The sequence below is a fragment of the Aureimonas sp. Leaf427 genome (genome assembly GCF_001425485.1).
Taxonomy (GTDB): Bacteria; Pseudomonadota; Alphaproteobacteria; order Rhizobiales; family Rhizobiaceae; genus Plantimonas.
In genome coordinates, this window is sequence record NZ_LMQW01000011.1 from 1 (window position 1) to 20,947 (window position 20,947).

General features: G+C 67.6%; 24 protein-coding genes. 10 read left to right on the top strand and 14 right to left on the bottom strand.

What is annotated here, in order from left to right:
• Positions 1-127: 127 nt before the first annotated feature.
• The gene (locus ASG62_RS07950) at positions 128-736 is read right to left on the bottom strand and encodes a YqgE/AlgH family protein (protein ID WP_082537214.1); all 609 of its coding nucleotides are present in this window, start codon (positions 734-736) and stop codon (positions 128-130) included.
• 102 nt (positions 737-838) lie between these two features.
• On the opposite strand from ASG62_RS07950, the gene ASG62_RS07955 reads away from it, so the two are divergent.
• Both ASG62_RS07955 and ASG62_RS07960 read left to right on the top strand, forming a co-directional pair.
• Entirely contained in the window at positions 839-1,732 is an 894-nt protein-coding gene (locus ASG62_RS07955; protein WP_056694900.1) for a protein-disulfide reductase DsbD domain-containing protein, read from the top strand.
• 97 nt (positions 1,733-1,829) lie between these two features.
• Complete coding sequence (locus ASG62_RS07960) at positions 1,830-2,315, top strand: peroxiredoxin (RefSeq protein WP_056694899.1); 486 nt, start codon at positions 1,830-1,832, stop codon at positions 2,313-2,315.
• A 181-nt stretch (positions 2,316-2,496) separates the two neighbouring features.
• Here the strand turns inward: ASG62_RS07960 and rnhA are convergent, their stop codons facing one another.
• From rnhA to coxB, 11 genes are all read right to left on the bottom strand, one after another.
• Complete coding sequence (gene rnhA, locus ASG62_RS07965; RefSeq protein ID WP_244487576.1) at positions 2,497-3,051, bottom strand: ribonuclease HI; 555 nt, start codon at positions 3,049-3,051, stop codon at positions 2,497-2,499.
• Entirely contained in the window at positions 3,048-4,022 is a 975-nt protein-coding gene (locus tag ASG62_RS07970) for a homoserine kinase (RefSeq protein ID WP_056694896.1), read from the bottom strand. Before ASG62_RS07970 ends, rnhA begins: the two co-directional genes overlap by 4 nt.
• Before the next feature lies 1 nt (position 4,023).
• A complete protein-coding gene (ispH, locus tag ASG62_RS07975; RefSeq protein ID WP_056694894.1) occupies positions 4,024-5,052 on the bottom strand; it encodes a 4-hydroxy-3-methylbut-2-enyl diphosphate reductase in 1,029 nt (342 codons plus the stop codon).
• A 97-nt stretch (positions 5,053-5,149) separates the two neighbouring features.
• Positions 5,150-5,938 carry an SURF1 family protein gene (locus ASG62_RS07980; RefSeq protein ID WP_156382026.1) on the bottom strand — a complete coding sequence of 263 codons (789 nt, stop codon included), beginning with the start codon at positions 5,936-5,938 and terminating at the stop codon, positions 5,150-5,152.
• Positions 5,925-6,323 carry a DUF983 domain-containing protein gene (locus ASG62_RS07985; RefSeq protein WP_056694891.1) on the bottom strand — a complete coding sequence of 133 codons (399 nt, stop codon included), beginning with the start codon at positions 6,321-6,323 and terminating at the stop codon, positions 5,925-5,927. The genes ASG62_RS07980 and ASG62_RS07985 overlap by 14 nt, the downstream gene beginning before the upstream one ends.
• 176 nt (positions 6,324-6,499) lie before the next feature.
• A complete protein-coding gene (locus ASG62_RS07990; protein ID WP_056694889.1) occupies positions 6,500-7,378 on the bottom strand; it encodes a cytochrome c oxidase subunit 3 in 879 nt (292 codons plus the stop codon).
• A 111-nt stretch (positions 7,379-7,489) separates the two neighbouring features.
• Complete coding sequence (locus ASG62_RS07995) at positions 7,490-8,095, bottom strand: cytochrome c oxidase assembly protein (protein ID WP_056694887.1); 606 nt, start codon at positions 8,093-8,095, stop codon at positions 7,490-7,492.
• Complete coding sequence (locus ASG62_RS08000) at positions 8,092-8,232, bottom strand: hypothetical protein (RefSeq protein ID WP_056694885.1); 141 nt, start codon at positions 8,230-8,232, stop codon at positions 8,092-8,094. Before ASG62_RS08000 ends, ASG62_RS07995 begins: the two co-directional genes overlap by 4 nt.
• A 10-nt stretch (positions 8,233-8,242) precedes the next feature.
• Positions 8,243-9,187, bottom strand: a complete 945-nt coding sequence (locus ASG62_RS08005) for a heme o synthase (protein ID WP_056694883.1) — start codon at positions 9,185-9,187, stop codon at positions 8,243-8,245.
• A 141-nt stretch (positions 9,188-9,328) separates the two neighbouring features.
• Positions 9,329-10,936 carry a cytochrome c oxidase subunit I gene (gene ctaD / locus ASG62_RS08010; protein WP_056694880.1) on the bottom strand — a complete coding sequence of 536 codons (1,608 nt, stop codon included), beginning with the start codon at positions 10,934-10,936 and terminating at the stop codon, positions 9,329-9,331.
• A gap of 23 nt (positions 10,937-10,959) precedes the next feature.
• Positions 10,960-11,931 (bottom strand): cytochrome c oxidase subunit II, encoded by a 972-nt coding sequence (gene coxB / locus ASG62_RS08015; RefSeq protein WP_056695034.1) that lies wholly within the window; start codon positions 11,929-11,931, stop codon positions 10,960-10,962.
• Positions 11,932-12,301: 370 nt separating this feature from the next.
• Between coxB and ASG62_RS08020 the strand changes: the two genes are divergently transcribed.
• Together ASG62_RS08020 and tldD are read left to right on the top strand one after the other, a co-directional pair.
• On the top strand, positions 12,302-12,841 hold the full coding sequence (locus tag ASG62_RS08020; RefSeq protein ID WP_056694878.1) for an invasion associated locus B family protein: 540 nt from the start codon (positions 12,302-12,304) through the stop codon (positions 12,839-12,841).
• A 117-nt stretch (positions 12,842-12,958) separates the two neighbouring features.
• Positions 12,959-14,377, top strand: a complete 1,419-nt coding sequence (tldD, locus tag ASG62_RS08025; RefSeq protein ID WP_056694876.1) for a metalloprotease TldD — start codon at positions 12,959-12,961, stop codon at positions 14,375-14,377.
• An 89-nt stretch (positions 14,378-14,466) separates the two neighbouring features.
• On the opposite strand, the gene pdxH is transcribed toward tldD, so the two are convergent.
• Positions 14,467-15,081 (bottom strand): pyridoxamine 5'-phosphate oxidase, encoded by a 615-nt coding sequence (gene pdxH / locus ASG62_RS08030; protein ID WP_056695033.1) that lies wholly within the window; start codon positions 15,079-15,081, stop codon positions 14,467-14,469.
• A gap of 87 nt (positions 15,082-15,168) precedes the next feature.
• Here pdxH and ASG62_RS08035 point away from each other — a divergent pair, with 87 nt between their 5' ends.
• The 4 genes from ASG62_RS08035 (at position 15,169) to ASG62_RS08050 (ending at position 18,387) form a co-directional block, all read left to right on the top strand.
• The gene (locus ASG62_RS08035) at positions 15,169-15,579 is read left to right on the top strand and encodes an RT0821/Lpp0805 family surface protein (RefSeq protein ID WP_162246016.1); all 411 of its coding nucleotides are present in this window, start codon (positions 15,169-15,171) and stop codon (positions 15,577-15,579) included.
• Positions 15,580-15,731: 152 nt separating this feature from the next.
• Positions 15,732-16,676 carry a DnaJ C-terminal domain-containing protein gene (locus tag ASG62_RS08040; RefSeq protein WP_056694874.1) on the top strand — a complete coding sequence of 315 codons (945 nt, stop codon included), beginning with the start codon at positions 15,732-15,734 and terminating at the stop codon, positions 16,674-16,676.
• A gap of 275 nt (positions 16,677-16,951) precedes the next feature.
• The gene (gene fabI, locus ASG62_RS08045; protein WP_056694872.1) at positions 16,952-17,770 is read left to right on the top strand and encodes an enoyl-ACP reductase FabI; all 819 of its coding nucleotides are present in this window, start codon (positions 16,952-16,954) and stop codon (positions 17,768-17,770) included.
• 2 nt (positions 17,771-17,772) lie between these two features.
• Entirely contained in the window at positions 17,773-18,387 is a 615-nt protein-coding gene (locus ASG62_RS08050; RefSeq protein WP_056695031.1) for a histidine phosphatase family protein, read from the top strand.
• A 25-nt stretch (positions 18,388-18,412) separates the two neighbouring features.
• Here the strand turns inward: ASG62_RS08050 and ASG62_RS08055 are convergent, their stop codons facing one another.
• Positions 18,413-18,649, bottom strand: coding sequence for a DUF1344 domain-containing protein (locus ASG62_RS08055; protein WP_056694870.1), 237 nt, complete (start codon positions 18,647-18,649; stop codon positions 18,413-18,415).
• 268 nt (positions 18,650-18,917) lie between these two features.
• Here ASG62_RS08055 and aroC point away from each other — a divergent pair, with 268 nt between their 5' ends.
• Both aroC and ASG62_RS08065 read left to right on the top strand, forming a co-directional pair.
• Positions 18,918-20,015 (top strand): chorismate synthase, encoded by a 1,098-nt coding sequence (gene aroC, locus ASG62_RS08060; protein ID WP_056694867.1) that lies wholly within the window; start codon positions 18,918-18,920, stop codon positions 20,013-20,015.
• Positions 20,012-20,938, top strand: coding sequence for a histone deacetylase family protein (locus ASG62_RS08065; RefSeq protein ID WP_056694865.1), 927 nt, complete (start codon positions 20,012-20,014; stop codon positions 20,936-20,938). The genes aroC and ASG62_RS08065 overlap by 4 nt, the downstream gene beginning before the upstream one ends.
• The last annotated feature ends 9 nt before the right edge of the window (positions 20,939-20,947 follow it).

Consider the following 20,947-nt stretch of genomic DNA (forward strand, 5'->3'; position numbering starts at 1 on the left):
TCGCTACTCGTTACGACCGCCGCACCATCCACTTCAAAGGCTTCGTCCACTTGGCCGGCGCCATGCTCTGGTTGGGCTGAATGTCGATCCGGCCTAGAGCATCGGACGGCGGCGCCGAATGTCCATGTCAGGCGTGGCCGGCCTCGGCATTGAGGAAGATCGGATCGACGCCGAGCAGGCCGAGCGCCCGTCCATAGGCCTCCTCGAGCACGGGATCGAAGATGATGCCGACATCGGCCCGGCAGGTCAGCCAGCCATTGGCGGCGATCTCGGCCTCGAGCTGCCCGGCGCTCCATCCGGCATAGCCGAGCGCCATCATGGCCGCCTTCGGGCCGATGCCGGCGGAGATGGCCTTCAAAATGTCGAGTGTCGGCGTCAGCGACACTTCGTCGGCGACGGACACGGTCGATTCCGAATCGTAGTCGTCGGAATGGAGCACGAAGCCGCGCCCGCGCTCGACCGGCCCGCCCATGCAGACCTTGATCTCCCGGCCCTTGTCCGGAAGGCGGATCTCCTCCTCGTTGCCGACGATGCCGAGCTGCGTCAAAAGGGCGGGAAAGGAGATCGGTTGCTTCTTGTTGATGATGAAGCCCATCGCGCCGCTTGGCGAATGGGCGCAGACATAGACGACGCTCCGCTGAAAGCGCTCGTCCACCATGCCCGGCATGGCGATGAGGAAATGGCCTTCGAGCGAGGTCGGCTCCATCGGCATATCTCTTTCCTTCGTGTCATCCATGACGATCAGATAGGAAGCATGCCCAAGACGGTCACCCACCTTTCCGCACCCGGTATCTGCGACGATTGGGCCACGAGCCCGGCCATGGGATCAAGCGCTTGCATGGCCGGACCACGTCTTTTCGGCCGACTGCGTCATTCCGGACGCGGCGCGGGCTTCGGCAGGCGGATCGCCGCCCCGCTCCTCGCCGCCTGTCTCGCCCTTTTCGGACAGGCCCAAGGGGCGCTCGCCGACGCCGCGGTGTCGATGGAGGGCGCCGGCCTCCGGCTCGTCGCCGAGCCCCCGTCGGCGGACGGCGTCGTCCGCGCCGCCCTGCTCGTCGATCTCGAACCCGGCTGGAAGACCTATTGGCTCGACCCCGGCGACGCCGGCATTCCGCCGCGCCTCGATCTCTACGCCGGCGCCGATCTCCAGCATCTCGACGCGCAGTTTCCCCTGCCGCATCGCCTGAGCGAGCCCTACGGCGCCTCGAACGTCTATTCGCAGCCCTTCGCCGTCGCCCTGACGCTGCGCCGGTCAGACGCGCCCGAAGCAGGAAAGCCCGCGACGATCGATCTTTCCCTGACGCTCGGCCTCTGCCGCGACATCTGCATTCCCGCGTCCGCGCGCCTGACGCTCGACATCGCCGCGATCAGGCCGGCGGATGCGCGGCTCGTCGCCTATGCCTTCGAGGCGCTGCCGGAGCCGAGCACGGGCGAGGTCGGCATCCAGTCCGCCCGGCTCGGCGAGGGCGGCGGCGCCATCGAGGTGGATGCGGCCGCACCGAGCGATCGGCCGTCGTCGGAAACCGACCTCTTCCTCGCCGGTCCCGCCGGCTGGTTCTTCGGCGCGCCGGGTGCACCGAAGCGCGACGGGCGGCGGCTCACCTTCACCGTTCCGGTTCTCGGCCGCCCGAAAGCGGCGGGAGAAGCGCCGCCGCCGGGGGTCGATGCCGTGCTCTCGCTCGGCGCCCACGCCTTCCGGGCGGAGAATATTCCCGTCTCGGCCCCGAGATAGGCACCCGCCAACCTCGACAGCGATCCGGTCCCATCTATCTTTTCACCAGCCGCCGGCTCGACGAGCCGCCGGAGCTTTCACGAGGGGATCGACGGACATGACCATCAAGATCGGCGACAGCATTCCGAACGCCACGCTGAAGACCAAGACGAGCGACGGTCCGAGCGATCTCTCCACGGCCGAGATCTTCGGCGGCAAGAAGGTCGTCCTCTTCGCCGTGCCCGGCGCCTTCACGCCCACCTGCTCGATGAACCACCTGCCGGGCTTCCTCGACAATTACGAGGCGATCCTCGCCAAGGGCGTCGACACGGTCGCCGTCGTCGCGGTGAACGATATCTTCGTCATGGCGGCCTGGGCGAAATCGACGGGCGCGGAAGGCAAGATCCTCTTCCTCTCCGACGGCAATGCGGACTTCGCCAAGGCGATCGGCCTCGACGTCGATCTCTCCGTCGCCGGCCTCGGCGTGCGCTCCAAGCGCTACTCGATGATCGTGGAAGACGGCGTCGTGAAGGCCCTAAACATCGAGGAGTCGCCCGGTCAGGCCGAAACCTCCTCGGCCACCGCGCTTCTCGAACAGCTGTAGATCTCGGCGCCTCTCAAGCGGCAGGAGGCACCCTGCCCCCGAAACTGCCGATCTCCCTCCTTGCGGGGGAGATGGCCGGCAGGCCAGAGGGGGGTGCCTCCCGCTACCCCCCCGAAAGTGACTCCGAGCCGCCCACAAGCGCCCCGGAACCAGAAACCTGCGCTACTCAGGACGCCCGGTCCTACCGCGCCTTCTGCACGATCCCGTGCAGCATCTTCGGCGCCGCAGGTTTGGCGCCGCCCGCCTTCCCGCCGGCCTTGAACGGCGCCATGCCCGTTCGCGCGAGCTCGTCCGCCCGCTCGTTCAGCTCGTGGCCCGCATGGCCCTTCACCCAGTGAAACGTCACGTCGTGCACCGTGCGGGCCGCGTCCAGCGCCTGCCAGAGCTCGGCATTCTTCACCGGCTTCTTGTCGGCGGTGCGCCAGCCATTGCGCTTCCAGCCGTGGATCCACTTGGTGATGCCGTCGCGCAGATATTGCGAGTCCGAGTGCAGATCGACCGGCATCGGGCGCTTCAGCGATCCGAGCGACTCGATCGCGGCCAGAAGCTCCATGCGATTGTTGGTCGTCATGGCCTCGCCGCCGGACAGCTCCTTACGCGTGCCCGCATAGTTGAGGATCGCGCCCCAGCCGCCCGGGCCGGGATTTCCCGAGCAGGCGCCGTCGGTATAGATCTCGACGCGCTTGCTCCCACCGCTCTCGCCGATGTCGATGTCGCCCATCTCGGTGTCGCTCATGCCGGTGCTCTCTCGATGCCGTAGTCGGCGGCGCTCGTAACGCCGCGATGGAAGCGGAGCTTGCGCAGATATTCGCGCGGGTCCTTCTTGGTGACGAAGCTGTCGTCCGGCACGTTCAGCCAGTCGTAGAGCCGCGTCAGGAGGAAGCGCATCGCCGCGCCGCGCGCCAGCATGGGCAGCGCCGCGATCTCCTTCGCCGAGAGCGGGCGCATCTCGCGATAGCCCTCGATCATCGCCCGGCCCTTGGTCACGTTGAACGCGCCGTCCTGCTCGAAGCACCAGGCGCAGAGGCAGATGGCGAGGTCGTAGGCGAGAATGTCGTTGCAGGCGAAGTAGAAGTCGATGAGCCCGGACAGCTTGCCGCCGAGGAAGAACACGTTGTCGGCGAAGAGATCGGCATGGATGACGCCCGTCGGCAGGCCCGAAGGCCAGGACGCTTCGAGCACGTCGATCTCGCGGGCGATCTCCGCGGCAAGGCCCGGCTCGATCCGGTCGGCGCCCTCGCCGCAGGCCTCGGCCAGCGGGCGCCAGGCGTCGACGGTCAGGGCGTTCGGCCGCACGAGGGGAAAGTCGGAGGCCGCGACGTGCATCCGCGCCATCTCGGCCCCGACGGCCCGACACTCGGAAACGCCCGGCCGGCGCGTCCACATGCCTTCGAGAAAGGTGAAGATCGCCGCCGGACGTCCCGCCAGCTCGCCCAGCCGCTCGCCGTTCCGCGCGTTGACGGGCAGCGGGCAGGAGAGGCCGCGCTCGGCCAGATGCTCCATCAGCCCGATGAAGAAGGGCAGATCGTCCCGGTTCACCCGCTTCTCGTAGAGCGTCAGGATGAAGGTGCCGGCCTCGGTGCGCAGTAGGAAGTTGGAGTTCTCCACCCCTTCGGCGATGCCCTTGTAGCTCAGCAGCGCGCCGAGATCGTAGGCGCCGAGAAACGCCGCCAGCTGCGGCTCCGTGACGTCGGTATAGACGGCCATCTCACGCCTCTCCGGACAGGACGGGGCCGGCGCGGTCGCCATGAACGAAGGCCATGTCGGCGGCCTCCAGCGGCGTGTCGCGGAGCGTGCGCATGACGGGGAAGTTCTCGGTCTCGATCGCGGTGCGCACCAGCTCGATGCGAACGTCGTAGCGGGCGCGCAGCGCGTCGATGATCTCGTCGATGACGATCTCGGGCGCGGAGGCCCCGGCGGACATGGAGAGCGTCGCGCCCTCGCCGATGAGCCCCCAGGGAATATCCGTCGCGCGCTGCACGAGCGCGGAGGCGAGCGCGCCGGCCCGCGTCGCGACCTCGACGAGGCGCATCGAGTTGGAGGAGTTCGGCGCGCCGACGATCAGGAACATGTCCGTCCCCGGCGCCGCCGCCTTCACCGCATCCTGCCGGTTGGTCGTCGCATAGCAGATGGAATCCGACGAGGGCGCCTGGAGCTCCGGGAACTTCGCTTCCAGCGCGGCGATCACGCCCGCCGTGTCGTCCACCGAAAGGGTCGTCTGCGTGACATAGCCGAGCGCCGCCGGATCGGCCGGCTCGAACGCGGCGACGTCCGCCTCGCTCTCGATCAGCGAGACCGTGCCCGGCTCCAGCTGGCCCATCGTGCCGATGACCTCGGGATGCCCCTTGTGACCGATAAGGAGAACGTGGCGGCCGCGCTTGACGTGCAGCATGGCCTGCTTGTGCACCTTGGAGACGAGCGGACAGGTCGCGTCGAGATAGAGAAGATCGCGCCCTGCGGCCTCCGCCGGAACGGATTTCGGCACGCCATGGGCGGAGAAGACCACCGGCTGGCCGTCCGCCGGCACGTCTGACACCTCGCGCACGAAGACCGCGCCGAGCGTCTCCAGGCCCTGCACCACATAGCGGTTGTGCACGATCTCGTGGCGCACATAGACCGGCGCGCCGTATTTCTTGATCGCGAGCACGACGATCTGGATGGCGCGGTCGACGCCCGCGCAGAAGCCTCGCGGCTCGCAGAGCCGAAGGGTCAGGCGGGGCTTTGGCGAGGTCGGCATCGATGCGCTGTCCCGTTGAAAGACCGGAGCCGCTGGGCGGCCGGGGATCGGCGCGAATGAAGGCATGGCACCGCCCCCTGTCAAGGCTGAAGCGGCCTCATGCCGCCGAGCCCTTGCGAAGCCGCCCGACCACCAGAAGCACCAGCATGACGGCGAGGACCAGAGCCAGCCCGTACCAGGTGATGGCATATTCGAGATGGCTGTTCGGAATGTCGACCACCGTCGTTCCGCCCACCGGCCCGTCGCTGGACGAGGCGCCCGGCCCCGCATCGACCAGAAAGGGCAGAAGGCCCGCGACATCGGCGGAAGGCAGTGCCCGCGCGAGATCCGGCAGGCTCTTCCAGAAGAAGACGTTCTTCACCGGGTCGTTGTCCGGAATGAAGGAACTTGGCCGCGCCGTCTCGCCGTTGCGCGCGATGCCGGCAATCTCGACCTCGCCCTGCGCCTGCCCGGCCGCGCGGCTCTCCGGCGCCTTGCGGTCGTAGGGCACGAAGCCGCGATTGACGAAGACCGTGCGCCCATCCGCCAGACGCAGCGGCGTGTAGACGTTCCAGCCCGCCTGCCCCTCGAAGGTCGAGAGGAAATGCCGCTCGTCGGTGTGCAAGAACCGCCCGGTCAGGCGAACCGGCATGTAGTCGACGTCGCCGGTCTCGGCGAAGACGCGCTCGACCTCCGCCAGCGGCAGCGGCTCGGAATGGACGCGCGCGTCGATCGTCGCGATCAGCGCGGTCTTCCAGCCGAGCCGCTCGACCTGCCATGTGCCGAGACCGAGCAGGATCGCGATGCCGGCGAGGCAGAGGACGACCGCCGCGATGAACCCGCCGCGCCCGATGCGCCGTCCGATGGCGGCAGGAACGGTCCCGCCGGGGGCCTCAGCGCTCGGCATCGTCATCCGTGGAAAGCCGTCCCTGGGACGCGCTATTGCGATATTGCAGCCCGATCATCAGCCCTTTCAGGACGCGCAGAAGCGGCAGGCAAAGCACGAGGGCAAGCGGTATCCAGAGGAGGAAATGGACCCAGAGCGGCGGGTTCCACGTCACCTCCGTGTAGAGCGCGAGCCCGACCACGACGAAGCTGATGATCAGGATGACGAAGACGGCGGGACCGTCGCCGGAATCGATGAACGTGTAGTCGAGGCCGCAATTGGTGCAGGCCGGCCGGACCGAGAGGAAGCCCTTGAAGAGCCGCCCCTCGCCGCAGCGCGGACAACGGTTGCGCATCGCCATCTGGCCGGCATCGACCGGGGCGTGGAACGCGGTGTCATCGTGCATGCCGGCTGTCCTCAACAGGAGTTCGAACGACGGGATGGCGGAAACGAGAAGAGGCGGTCGCTTGCGCGCCGCCTCCGGTCTCTGCGGGACGGGAGCCCCGATCGTCTCGATGCGCGGGCTTTGCTGCGCCGGTGAGGCTCGGCGCGATCCCGCGCCGGGCGATCACCCCGAACGGATCACTCCGCGTGGATCGTGCCGCCCCAGCTTCCCCAGATGTAGATGGCGAAGAAGAGGAAGAGCCAGACCACGTCGACGAAGTGCCAGTACCACGCGGCCGCCTCGAAGCCGAAATGCTTCTTGGAGGTGAACTGGCCCTTCACGGCGCGGATCAGGCAGACGATCAGGAAGATCGTGCCGACCAGAACGTGGAAGCCGTGGAAGCCCGTCGCCATGAAGAAGGTCGAGCCGTAGATCGAGCCGGCGAAGGCGAAGGGCGCGTGGGCGTATTCGTAGTACTGAACGTAGGAGAAGATCGCGCCGAGAACGCAGGTCAGCGCAAGACCGGTGATCAGCCCCTTGCGGTCGTCGTGCAGAAGCGCGTGGTGCGCCCAGGTGACGGTCGTGCCGGAGAGGAGCAGCGTCACGGTGTTGAAGAGCGGCAGGTGCAGCGGATCGAGAACCTCGATGCCGACCGGGGGCCACTGGCCACCGAGAACCTGGGTCCGCGCGGCCTGGATGGCTTCACCCGGAAAGAGGCTCGCATCGAAGAAGGCCCAGAACCACGCCACGAAGAACATCACCTCGGAGGCGATGAACATGATCATGCCGTAGCGCAGATGCATGGACACGACCGGCGTGTGCGCGCCCTCCTGGCCTTCCTTGATCGTGTCCGACCACCAGGCGAACATGACGTAGAGAACCAGCGCCAGACCGATGAAGAAGATCCACGGCGTGGCGAGATCGACGCCCGCGAACAGGAACTGCTGCTCGGAATGGAGCCGCATCCAGGCCACCGCGCCGAACATCATGATGAAGGCGCCGAGCGAGGCGAGGAACGGCCACGGGCTCGGGTCGATGATGTGGTAGTCGTGCTGCTTGCCGTGCGTGTCGGCCATGTCAGAAGTCCCCGGTCGTTCCGTGCCCGTCATCGTCTTATACGAAGCCGGCAGCATGCTTTACCAGCCCATCCATCCCGCCTCGTCCCGAAAGACGGCGGACGGGCGCCCTTAGAGTTTGTTCGTCGCCGGCCCGGCGGCCGGTGTCGCGGGCACCGCCGCGACGGGTTCGGCTCCCTCGACCGGGAAGAACGTGTAGGACAGGGTGATCGCGGGCGATCCCTTCATGTCCTCCGAATCCAGCATCTTCGGGTCGACGTAGAAGATGACCGGCATGTCCTTCGACTCGCCCGGCTGCAGCGTCTGCTCGGTGAAGCAGAAACAGGCGATCTTGTTGAAGAAGACGCCCGCCGCCTCCGGCGTGACGTTGTAGGTCGCCTGCGCCGTCACCGGCTTGTCCGAGCGGTTGACGACCCGGTAGCTCGTCTGGCGCGTCTCGCCGAGCTTGACCTTGATCTCGCGCTCCACCGGCTGGAACGCCCAGGGCACGCTCTTCGAGGCATTGGCATCGAAGCGCACGAGCACTTCGCTGTCCACGACATGCTCGGACGCGGCCTCGGCGCGCTGCGTCGTGCCGCCATAGCCCGTGGCCTGGCAGAACATCTGGTAGAGCGGCACCGCGGCATAGGAGGCGCCGAGCATTCCGAAGGCGAAGGCGCCGCAGGCGACCGCGATGGTCAGGCCCTGGCGGCTCTTGCGAGGTTCGGCGGCGCTCACGTCGGCGAGCCCATCTTGGCGATCGTCACGACGTAGAAGAGCACGACGAGCGCGACCAGAAAGACGCCGATGGCGACGGAGCGCCGGCGCCGGGCGCTCTCTTCGGCCTTGGTGAGGGTGACGAAATCGTCCTTCATCGGAGCCACCTCAGACGAGCCCGGCACGGGCGACGATCGCCTCGCCGAGGAGAATCGCGAAGAGCGCGAAGAGATAGACAATCGAGAAGGCGAAGAGCCGCTTGGCCGGCAGCATCTTCGGATCGGCATCGGCCATGCGGTAGGCGCCGATGGCGAGCCACACGAACCAGGCGCCGAGACCGACGCTCGCGACGCCGTAGACGAGGCCGCCGAAGCCGAGCGCGAAGGGCGCGATGCCGACGGGAACGAGGATCAGCGAATAAAGCAGGATCTGGAAGCGCGTCGCCGCCTCGCCCGCGACGTTCGGCAGCATCGGAATGCCGGCGCGGCCGTAATCCTTCATCTTGAACAGCGAGAGCGCCCAGAAATGCGGCGGCGTCCAGAGGAAGATGAGGAGGAAGAGGACGATGCTCTCGACCGACACGCCGCCGGTCACGGCCGCCCAGCCGATCATCGGCGGAAAGGCACCGGCAGCGCCGCCGATGACGATGTTCTGCGGCGTCGAGCGCTTGAGGCCCATCGTGTAGACGACGGCATAAAAGAAGATCGTGAAGGCGAGGAGCCCGGCCGCGAACCAGTTGGAGGCAAGCCCCAGCACCATGACGGACAGGCCGGAGAGCGCGAGGCCGAAGGCCAGCGCCGTGCGCGCCTCGATGCGGCCGGCGGGCACCGGCCGCTGGGCCGTGCGCGTCATGATCGCGTCGATGTCGGCGTCCCACCACATGTTCAGCGCGCCGGAGGCGCCGGCGCCGAGCGCGATGGCGAGGATCGCGACGACGCCGAGCGAGACGTCGATCGGGCCCGGCGCCATCATCAGGCCGGTGATGGCGGTCAGGACGACCAGCGACATGACGCGGGGCTTCAGGAGCGCCAGGAAGTCGCGCGGCTCCGCAAGGCTGATGCCGCTGCGCGCGACGCCTTCGGCTCCGTCGAGATGGTCGATTGCGATCGTCACGTCATCACCTCGGGCATCGCCTCCCCCGCGGGCGATCGGGCCCGCAGGCCGTGGATCGAAGCGGGGACCGGCGGTCCAGTTCGGAATGGCATGGCCCCGGTCGAAGCGGGGCCATGCCTGAAGCGAAGTCTCGAATCCGCCTTAGCGAACGCGGGGGAGCTGTTCCCACTGGTGGAACGGCGGCGGGGAGGACAGCTGCCACTCCAGCGTCGTCGCGCCCTCGCCCCAGGGGTTGTTGCCGGCCAGGCGCTTCTTGGCGAAGGCCTCCCAGACGCCGAAGAGGAAGACGAGAACGGCGAAGCCCGAAATGTAGGAGCCCATCGAGGAGACGAAGTTCCAGCCCGCGAAGGCGTCGGGATAGTCGGCATAGCGACGGGGCATGCCGGCGGCGCCGAGGAAGTGCTGCGGGAAGAAGACGAGGTTCACGCCGACGAAGGTGAGCCAGAAATGCGTCTTGCCGATCGTCTCGTTGTACATGTAGCCCGACATTTTCGGGAACCAGTAATACCAGCCGGCGAAGATCGCGAAGACCGCGCCGAGCGAGAGCACGTAGTGGAAGTGCGCGACGACGTAGTAGGTGTCGTGCAGCACGCGGTCCATGCCGGCATTGGCGAGCTTGACGCCCGTGACGCCGCCGACCGTGAAGAGGAAGATGAAGCCGATCGCCCAGTACATCGGCGTCTTGAAGGTGATCGAGCCGCCCCACATCGTCGCGATCCACGAGAAGATCTTGATGCCGGTCGGGATGGCGATGACCATCGTCGCGAAGACGAAGTAGCGCTGCGTGTTGAGCGAGATGCCCGTCGTGTACATGTGGTGGGCCCACACGACGAAGCCGACGACGCCGATCGCGACCATGGCATAGGCCATGCCGAGATAGCCGAAGACGGGCTTGCGCGAGAAGGTCGAGATCACGTGGCTGACGATGCCGAAGGCCGGCAGGATCAGGATGTAGACCTCCGGGTGTCCGAAGAACCAGAAGAGGTGCTGGTAGAGGATCGGATCGCCGCCGCCCGAAGGCGAGAAGAAGGTCGTGCCGAAGTTGCGGTCGGTCAGCATCATGGTGATGGCGCCGGCGAGCACGGGCAGCGAGAGGAGGAGAAGGAAGGCGGTCACGAGCACCGACCAGGCGAAGAGCGGCATCTTGTGCAGCGTCATGCCGGGGGCGCGCATGTTGAGGATCGTCGTGATGAAGTTGATCGCGCCGAGGATCGAGGAAGCGCCGGCGATGTGCAGCGCGAAGATCGCGAGATCGACGGCGGGGCCGGGATGGCCCGTGGTCGAGAGCGGCGGATACATGGTCCAGCCGGTGCCTGCGCCGTTCGAGCCGGGCGCGCCTTCGACGAACATCGAGAGCAGGAGCAGGAGGAAGGCGGGGACGAGCAGCCAGAACGAGATGTTGTTCAGGCGCGGGAAGGCCATGTCCGGCGCGCCGATCATGATCGGCACCATCCAGTTGGCGAAGCCGCCGATGAGCGCCGGCATGACCATGAAGAAGATCATGATCAGGCCGTGGCCGGTCGTGAAGACGTTGAAGATCGCGGGATCGCCGAAGATCTGGAGGCCCGGCGACTGGAGCTCCATGCGGATGGCGACCGACAGGCCGCCGCCGAACACGCCCGCCATGATCGCGAAGATCAGGTAGAGCGTGCCGATGTCCTTGTGGTTGGTCGAATAGACCCAGCGCGCCCAGCCCGTGGGGCGGTGGTCGTGCGCATCATGCGTATCGTGAACGGCTCCGGTGGCCATATCGTGCTCCTCTGGACCCGAGATTACTGGCTGACGGCCACGGCGACGCGCCCGGCGGCGGCGTCGATCGAAGCGGTCAGATCCTTGTTGGCGGTGCCGACGTCGCTACCGGCGGCGGCCAGCCACGTCGCGAACTGCTCCTTCGACACGACGCGCACGCCGATCGGCATGAAGGCGTGGTCGCGGCCGCAGAGCTCCGAGCACTGGCCGTAGAACATGCCCTCGCGCGTCGCCTCGAACCAATATTCGTTGTTGCGGCCGGGCACGGCATCGACCTTCACGCCCATCGAGGGAATGGCGAAGGAGTGGATGACGTCGCCCGAGGTCGCGAGGATGCGGATGACGGTGTTCACGGGAACGACCATCTCGTTGTCGACGGTCAGGAGCCGCGGATAGGTCGCCATGTCCTCCTTGCCGGAGCCCGGACGATCGCCTTCCTGCAGCATGTAGGACTCGAAGGAGACCGGCTCGGCGGCCGGCGTGGCTTCGGTCGACTGCGAGGCCTCGGCCGAAACGGCCGGCGCGACGCCGGAACCGGCGGCGGCGGGATCGGTCGCGCCCGGCTGGTACTCGTAGCCCCAGTACCACTGGTAGCCGGTCGCCTTGATCGTCAGCTCCGGCGGGGTCGGCGGATTGTACTGGGCGGTGAGAAGCTGGAAGGACGGAATGGCGAGGAAGAGGAGAATCACGACCGGCGCCACGGTCCAGACGACTTCGATCGCCGTGTTGTGGCTGGTGCGCGAGGGCGTCGGGTTGCGCGTCGCATTGAAGCGGTAGGCGCAATAGGCGAGCAGCGCGGCCACGAAGATCGTGATCGGGATGATGAAGGCGAGCGTGTAGTTCGAGAACCAGTGGATCTGCGCCTCGATCGGCGACAGCGCCTCCTGCAGATTGATCTGCCACGGATGCGGCTGCCCCGGATGCAGCTCCTCCTGGGCCCGCGCGACGCCGAGACCGGCGGCGAGAGCCGATGCTGCGATGATGGATCTCTTCACCAAATGCTCTCCCCGTCGCGTCCCCTGAAGCCGGCTCGATCCACGCTGGATGCGACAGCCGACCCCGACACGGGCGACGCCCATGATATCCGGCGCCTGCGATGCTTAAAACCACGAAAGCCCGATATCTGCAACATTTCCAAACAAGGAGCCGAAGCGCTTCGCGTCGCGGCGAAATCCCGTCCGGCGGGCGGCTCGCGACGGGGAGGACGCTAAGCCTTTTCCCGGCCATGATCGACCGGCCATATCGCCGCGCTTCGGGACCTTCGGGCAGGGATCGCGGTCGGTCGTGCGGCTGCGGGGCCGCCTGTGCTATGGATCTCGAAACGAAGCTTTCAGGCGCCGCGACGGCCGCCGTTCGGATGGATTGATGATACGTTTTTTGAAGACGGCGCTCGCCGCGACGATTCTGGCCGGCTCGCTTTCCGGGGCGGCCGTCGCCCAGTCGAGCGCGGGCGGCACCGTGAAGTCCAAGCATGGGGCCTGGGCCATCGCCTGCGAGACGCCGCCGGGCGCCCCCGGCGAGCAATGCGCGCTGGTCCAGACGGTCGTCTCCGAGCAGCGCCCGGAAATCGGGCTCGTCGTCATCGTCCTGAAGACGGCCGATAAGAAGGCGACGATCCTGCGCGTCCAGACGCCGCTCGGCGTCTTCCTCCCCATGCACATCCAGGTCGCGATCGACGGGGGCTATTTCGGCAATCTCCAGTTCATGCGCTGCTTCGCCGACGGCTGCTACGCGGAGGCGATTCTCGACAAGCCCGACACGATCAACGGCCAGCAGACGACGCTGCAGGCCGCGCTCGCCAAGGCCAAGACGGTGGTCTTCAGCGTATTCCCGACCGTCGAGGAGGGCACCGGCTTCGAGATCGACATGGCCGGCTTTAACGAGGGCTTCGCCGCGCTGCCCTGACCCCGGCACTTTGCCGAGCGTCGGAGCTTGGTAGACCGGCGCCCAGCGCTTATGTGACGGGCGGCGCGGCATCGAGCCCGCCGCCGAACCTGCCGCAGAACCCGAAGGATTTCCGCCATGGCCGCTTCGCTGATCGAGCGCTTCGACATCTCGCGCGCCGAGATCGACCGCATCCTCGGCGAGACGTTGTCGGGCGCCGACGACGGCGAGCTCTTCCTCGAAGTGCGCGAGCAGGAATCGCTCTCCTTCGACAACGGGCGCCTGAAGGCGGGCTCCTATTCCTCCGACCAGGGCTTCGGCCTTCGGGTCGTGGCGGGCGAGGCGATCGGCTTCGCCCATGCCGGCGATCTGTCGGAGGGCGCGCTGCGCCGCGCCGCCTCCGCCGTCGAGGCCGTCAAGAGCGGCCATAGCGGCACGGCGGCCGAAGGCCCCGCCGGCACGAATCAGAAGCTCTACGGCGAGGAGAACCCGATCCCCTCCCCCGGCTTCGAGACCAAGGTGAAGCTTCTCCAGGAGATCGACGCCTATCTGAGGGCCAAGGACGAGGCGGTGCGCCAGGTGTCCGTCACGCTCGGCTCGCAATGGCAGACGGTCGAGATCCTGCGCGCGGACGGGCGCCTCGCCCGCGACATCCGGCCGCTCGTGCGCATCAACGTCTCCGTCGTCGCAGGCCGCGGCGATCGGCAGGAAACGGGCTCGCATGGCGCGGGCGGGCGGACCGGCTTCGGCGAGTTCTTCGTGGAGGCGACCTGGAAGTCGATCGCCGACGAGGCGTTGCGTCAGGCGCTGGTCAATCTGAACGCCGTGCCCGCCCCGGCCGGCGTGTTCGACATCGTGCTCGGCGCGGGCTGGCCGGGCGTCATGCTGCACGAAGCGGTCGGTCACGGGCTGGAGGGCGACTTCAACCGCAAGAAGACGTCCGCCTTTTCCGGCCTGCTGGGTCAGCAGGTCGCCGCGCGGGGCGTCACCGTCGTCGACGACGGCACGATCGCCGAACGGCGGGGCTCGCTCACCATCGACGACGAGGGCACGCCGACGAATCGCACCGTCCTCATCGAGGACGGCAAGCTCGTCGCCTATATGCAGGATCGCCAGAACGCCCGGCTGATGGGCATGGCGCCCACCGGCAACGGCCGCCGCCAGTCCTATGCCTACGCGCCGATGCCCCGCATGACGAACACGATGATGCTCGGCGGCGCCTCGACGCCCGAGGAGATCCTCGCCTCCGTCAAGGACGGCATCTACGCCGTGTCCTTCAACGGCGGGCAGGTGGACATCACCTCCGGCAAATTCGTCTTCAACTGCACCGAGGCCTACCGCATCCGCAACGGCGTCGTCGGCGAGCCCCTGAAGGGCGCCATGCTGATCGGCAACGGCCCCGAGGCGATGCACCGCGTCTCCATGATCGGCAACGACCTCGCGCTCGACACCGGCATCGGCATGTGCGGCAAGGCCGGCCAGGGCGTCCCCGTCGGCGTCGGCCAGCCGCACCTGCGCATGGATCAGGTGACGGTGGGCGGCACGGAGGCCAATTGATACCTGTAAGGGGTCTAGGTACCTAAATCGGGACCAATGGATACTTTCGTATCCTGTATCGTCGCACCGATCGAAGACGAGAGTCTTCTTTACGGATACAACCGCCCCCGCCCCCAACCGTCGCCCTCGCGGGTGAACAAAATCCGGTCGTGCAGCCGGAATTCGCCGTCCTGCCAGAACTCGATCTGGTCCGGCACGATTCGGAACCCCGACCAGTGCGAAGGGCGCGGGATCGTCTCGCCGGGGTGGCGGGCGTCGATCTCCGCGACGCGGTCGAGCAGGGTCTGCCGTCCGTCCAGCGGGCGCGACTGCTCCGAGGCCCAGGCGCCGAGGCGGCTGGTGCGCGGGCGGGTCGCGTAATAGGCGTCGGCCTCTGCGTCCGAGACGACCTCCGAGCGGCCGCGCACGCGGACCTGCCGGCGCAGCGACTTCCAGTGGAAGTTGAGCGCCGCCTTGCCGCTGGCGAGGATCTCGCGCCCTTTCGCACTGCCGAAATTCGTGTAGAAAACGAACCCGCGATGGTCGAGCCCCTTCAGGAGCACCATCCGCACATCGGGCAGGCCGCTCTCGTCGACGGTCGCGAGCGCCATGGCGTTCGGATCGTTGATCTCGGCGGCGGTCGCCTCCTCCAGCCAGCTGGCGAAGAGCGGAAACGGGTCCGTTCCCGCCGGCGTTTCACCGAGAGTTAATCCATCGTTCGTCATGATGACCGCAAGCTCCACGCCAAGTGTTCGACGGCTATAGTGGATCGCCGAACCGATGCACCAGATCCAAGATGGCATGAGATGGCGATGAAACCGATTCGGCCACTGGCGATGATCCTTCTTGCGACGCTTTGCAGCGGCTGCGTCGTCCTGGGCGGCGGCGCGGATGCGGGGATCGACGAGACGGTGACGGCCGGCATCCCGCCGCAGGAGCCGACGACGCCGCCCGATCAGGCCTCCGACCAGATGACCGTGCGCAACGCCGTCTCCGCCGCCGATCTTTCCGCGGCCGACGGCGAGCCGCGCTCCTGGGCCAATGCCGACACGGGCGCGACCGGCGTCATCACCGCCATCGCCGAGAGCCGCGCGGGCGACACGATCTGCCGCACCTTCCAGACCTCCCGCCAGCGCTTCGACGGCATCGCGCTCTACAAGGGCGAGGCCTGCACGAAGGGCGGCGGCCAATGGACGCTGACGCGATTCGCCGAAGGGCAGTAGGCCGGGCGCCGGCCCGCCGCCGGCGATTCGTCCGCGATTCCCGGACGGATGGGTCGCCGCTCTTAAAATTTCTTTCGCGCTGCGCCATATAGAGACGTCGTCCGGCGTATCGAGCGCCGGCCAATCCCCTTTGTCCTGAGGACCGAGCACTGATGCGTGATCCCTACGCCGTTCTCGGCGTTGCCAAGAGCGCGAGCGAGAAGGACATCAAGTCCGCCTTCCGCCAGCTTGCCAAGAAGTACCATCCCGACGCGAACGCCAACGATGCGTCGGCCAGCGCGCGCTTCAACGAGGCCAATCAGGCCTACGAGATCCTCGGCGACAAGGACAAGCGGGCCCAGTTCGACCGCGGCGAGATCGATGGCGAGGGCAAGCCGAAGTACCAAGGCTTTCCCGGCCAGGGCCCGTTCGGCGGCGGCGGGGCCGGCGGCGGAAGGGGCCCTGCGGGCTTCGACTTCCGCTCCCAGCGTGGCGGCGCGGCGGACGACGGCGGCGAAGGCATGTTCTCCGATTTCTTCGAGCAGGCCTTCGGCGGCCGGGGCGGCGGGCGAGCTGGCTTTTCCCAGGCCCGGACCGGCCAAGTGAAGGGCGAGGACATTCGCGCCACGCTGAAGGTGCGCCTGGAGGACATCGTCTCCAAGGACAAGGTCGAGGCGATCTTTCCGACCGGAAAGCGGCTGGCGATCAACCTGCCCGACGGCGTCGAGAACGGTCAGGTCATCCGCCTGCGCGGCCAGGGCCAGCCGGCCCCCTTCGCCGGCGGCACGCCGGGCGACGCGCTGGTGACGATCGACTACGTCGCCCATCCCCGCTTCGAGGTGGCCGGCCGCGACCTGACGCTCGACCTGCCGGTGCCGGTGGAGACCGCCGTTCTCGGCGGCAAGGTTCCCGTCGAGACGCTGGACGGGCGCATCTCGCTCTCGCTGGCGCCCTGGTCGAATTCGGGCCGCACCCTGCGCCTGAAGGGCAAAGGCCTGACGAGGACCGGCGGCGGGCGCGGCGACATCCTCGCCAATATCCGCATCGTCCTGCCCAAGGACCCCGACCCGTCCCTTGTCGAGTTCTTTCGCGCCAAGGTGGAGCCGGCGGAGGGTTGAGAGCCTGAACCGACAGTCGGCGGCCGAGGATCGGCGCGTGATCCTGGGGCCCGGCGAGGAGACGATCGCAGCCGATATCCCTCGATATCGGTGAGATCCTCGACGAAGCGAGGCCCGAGAAGCGCCGCCGAACCGGCCCGTCCGAGTTTCGGTTCGAGCTCGAAGCGCCCTGCGTGCGTTTTCGCAACCCCCTGATCGCTTGATGGTCCGGCCGGCCTATGCCATACCGCCGCCGCATGAAAGACGTCGGGATCGAGCGGGAAAGCGTAAGCACCATGGCAGCATCGAACGGGCTGATGGCCGGCAAGCGCGGACTCGTGATGGGCGTGGCCAACAACCGCTCGATCGCCTACGGCATCGCCAAGGCCCTGACGGACGCCGGCGCGGAGATCGCGCTGACCTACCAGGGTGACGCCCTGAAGAAGCGCGTCGAGCCCTTGGCGGCCGAGCTCAACGCCTTCGTCGTCGGCCATTGCGACGTTTCCGACGCCGCCACGATCGACGCCTGCTTCGACACGATCGCAGAGCGCTGGGGCAAGATCGACTTCCTCGTCCACGCGATCGGCTTCTCCGACAAGGACGAGCTGACCGGCCGCTACGTCGATACGAGCGAGGCGAACTTCTCCAAGACGATGCTGATCTCGGTCTACTCGTTCACGGCCGTTGCGCAGCGCGCGGAAAAGCTGATGACCGACGGCGGCTCGATGGTCACGCTGACCTATTACGGCGCCGAAAAGGTCATGCCGCACTATAATGTGATGGGCGTCGCGAAGGCTGCGCTGGAGGCCTCCGTGCGCTATCTCGCGGTCGATCTCGGCGGCAAGGCGATCCGCGTCAACGCGATCTCGGCCGGCCCGATCAAGACGCTCGCCGCCTCCGGCATCGGCGACTTCCGCTACATTCTGAAGTGGAACGAGTACAACTCGCCGCTGAAGCGCACCGTGACGATCGACGAGGTCGGCAATTCCGCGCTCTACCTCCTGTCCGATCTTTCCACCGCCGTCACCGGCGAAATCCACCATGTCGATTCCGGCTATCACACGGTCGGCATGAAGGCCGTGGACGCTCCCGACATCTCGGTCGTGAAGGACTGACGATCTCCGATCTCGCCAGCCTCAGCGATCTCCCCCGCTTCTATCTCTGCCGCCACGGGCAGACCGACTGGAACGCCGAAGGGCGGCTCCAGGGGCAGGAGGAGATCGACATCAACGAGCGCGGCCGCGCGCAGGCCCGCCGCAACGGCCGCGTGCTCGCCGAGCGCCTGGGCGCGGACGCATCCACGTTCCGCTTCCTGGCGAGCCCCATGCGGCGCACGCGCGAGACGATGGAGATCGTCAGGGCCGCGATGGGGCTCGACCCCGCCGCCTACGAGACGGACGAGCGGCTGTTGGAGCTGAGCTTCGGCGATTGGCAGGGCTCGACGCTGCGCGAGGTCGAGACGCTCGCGCCCGATCTGATCGCGGCGCGCGAGGCCGCCAAATGGGTCTTTCGCCCGCCCGGCGAGACGGCGGAGAGCTACGACATGCTGGCCGGGCGCGTGGCGCCGGTCTTCGCCGAGTTGAAGGGCCCGACCGTGATCGTCGCCCATGGCGGCACGATCCGGTCTTTCCTCAAGCTCTATACGGGCCTTGCGCCGAGCGAAGCGGCGCATCGTCCGATCCCGCAGGATCGGTTCATCGAAGTCGTGGACGGCACGCTGTCCTGGCTCTGAGAGCCGGTTCGAGCGATCGACGGGTTCAGGCGCGAACGGCTTCCACGGGGCCGACGATCACATGGGCTTCCATGCCGGGACCGACGGCGTCGTAGTCGAAGCTGCCGGGCAGGCTGTAGGTGGAGCCGTCGGCGAAGACGAGCAGCGCGCGATCGCGGTCGACCTCGGCGATGATGCCGCTCTTCTCCTCGGCGCAGGCCGGGATCGTCAGGGCGACGCAGAGAAACGAGCTGGCGAAGAATGCGACGATCTGCTTCGTCATAACCTGTCCTCCTCGGCCGACCCTGCGGCACGAAACCTGTTGAACCCTGCCACCCGCGCCCGCAAACCCCTTGCGGACCGTAGCCATCCACGCACCATCCGGGCCGATTGTGGCGGTTTGCGACACCGATCGGCCTTCGTGGCATCCCGTTACAAAATTTGACGCGCGACGACGCCCTGACATAAACCCCGAGCCTGCCGGCCGAAGCGACCCGGCGCACCGAGCGCCGACCCGCAGAGCGCCGATCAACGAAGCGAACGCCCGCCCCATGTCCCACAACACCTTCGGCCATCTCTTCCGCGTGACGACCTGGGGCGAGAGCCATGGACCGGCGATCGGCTGCGTCGTCGACGGCCTGCCACCCGGCCTCTCCTTTTCGCAAACCTACCTTCAAGACTTCCTTAACAAGCGCCGTCCCGGTCAGTCCCGATTCACCACGCAGCGGCGCGAGCCGGACGAGGTGCGCGTTCTCTCCGGCACGATGCCGGGCGAGACCGAGGGCGAGCTGATCTCGACGGGAACGCCGATCGCGCTGGAAATCCAGAATGTCGATCAGCGCTCCAAGGACTATTCCGACATTGCCCAGCGCTACCGCCCGGGCCATGCCGACATCGCCTACGACATGAAATACGGCGTGCGCGATTATCGCGGCGGCGGGCGGTCCTCGGCGCGCGAGACGGCCTGCCGGGTCGCGGCAGGAGCGCTGGCCCGGCTCGTCCTGCCGGACGTCGCGATCCGCGGAGCCCTCGTGAAGATCGGCACGATCGCCATCGACCGCGCGCGCTGGGACGATGCCGAGATCGACCGCAACCCGTTCTTCTGTCCCGATGCCGAGACGGCCGCGCTCTGGGAGATCCATCTCGACGCCGTGCGCAAGTCCGGCTCCTCGGTCGGCGCGGTGGTCGAGGTCACGGCGACGGGCGTGCCGGGCGGGCTCGGCGCCCCCCTCTATGCCAAGCTCGACACCGACATCGCGGCCAACCTCATGTCGATCAACGCCGTGAAGGGCGTCGAGATCGGCAACGGCTTCGAGGCGGCCGAGCTTTCCGGCGAGGCGAATGCCGACGAGATCCGCATCGGCGCGGACGGACGGCCGGAGTTTCTCTCCAACAATGCCGGCGGCATTCTCGGCGGCATCTCGACGGGACAGCCGATCGTCGCGCGCTTCGCGGTCAAGCCCACCTCCTCCATCCTCACCCCGCGCCGCTCGATCGATGCGGCGGGCCAGGAGGTGGACGTGATGACCAAGGGCCGGCACGACCCTTGCGTCGGCATCCGCGCGGTGCCGATCGGCGAGGCGATGCTGGCCTGCGCGCTGGCGGACCATGTGCTTCGCGATCGCGGCCAGACGGGGCGGATGCGGTGACGACACGGCTCTACCACCATTCGATCTTCGCCGAGCACCTGACCGGTCCCGGCCATCCCGAGCGGCCCGAGCGCATGCGCGCCGTCGCCGCCGCGCTGGAGGCGGAGGCCTTCCAGCATCTGGAGCGCGCGGAGGCGCCCGAGGGCTCGCTGGAGGCGATCTATCGCTGCCATCCCGAGGCCTATGCGCGGCGGATCGCCAAGGCCATTCCCGAGAGCGGCCTTGTCCGGATCGACGGCGACACAGTGCTCAGCCCGAAGAGCTTCTCCGCCGCCGTGCACGCGGTCGGCGCGGCCTGCGCGGGCGTCGACGACGTCGTGTCGGGCGCCGTCTCCAACGTCTTCGTCGCCGCCCGCCCGCCCGGCCACCATGCCGAAGTGGACACGGCCATGGGCTTCTGCCTCTTCAACAGCGCCGCCATCGCCGCCCGCCACGCGCAGGCCGTGCACGGGCTGGAGCGCGTGGCGATCGTCGATTGGGACGTCCACCACGGCAACGGCACGCAGGACATCTTCTGGCAGGACCCGACCGTCTTCTACGCCTCTACCCACCAGATGCCGCTCTTTCCCGGCACGGGCGCGAAGGACGAGACGGGCGCGGGCACGATCTGCAACGCGCCGCTGGTGGCCAACGACGGGAGCGACGCCTTCCGCGAGGCCTTCGAGACGCGCATCCTGCCCGCGCTCCATGCCTTTTCGCCCGATCTCGTCATCATATCGGCCGGATTCGACGCCCATCATCGCGACCCGCTCGCCAACATCAATCTCGTCGAGGGCGACTTCGACTGGGCGACGGGCCGCCTGATGGACGTCGCCGACCGCCATTGCGGCGGGCGTCTCGTCAGCCTTCTCGAAGGCGGCTACGACCTCGTCGGCCTCGGCCGCTCGGTGACGGCCCATGTCGGCCGGCTGATGGCCGGCTGAGCCCCAGGA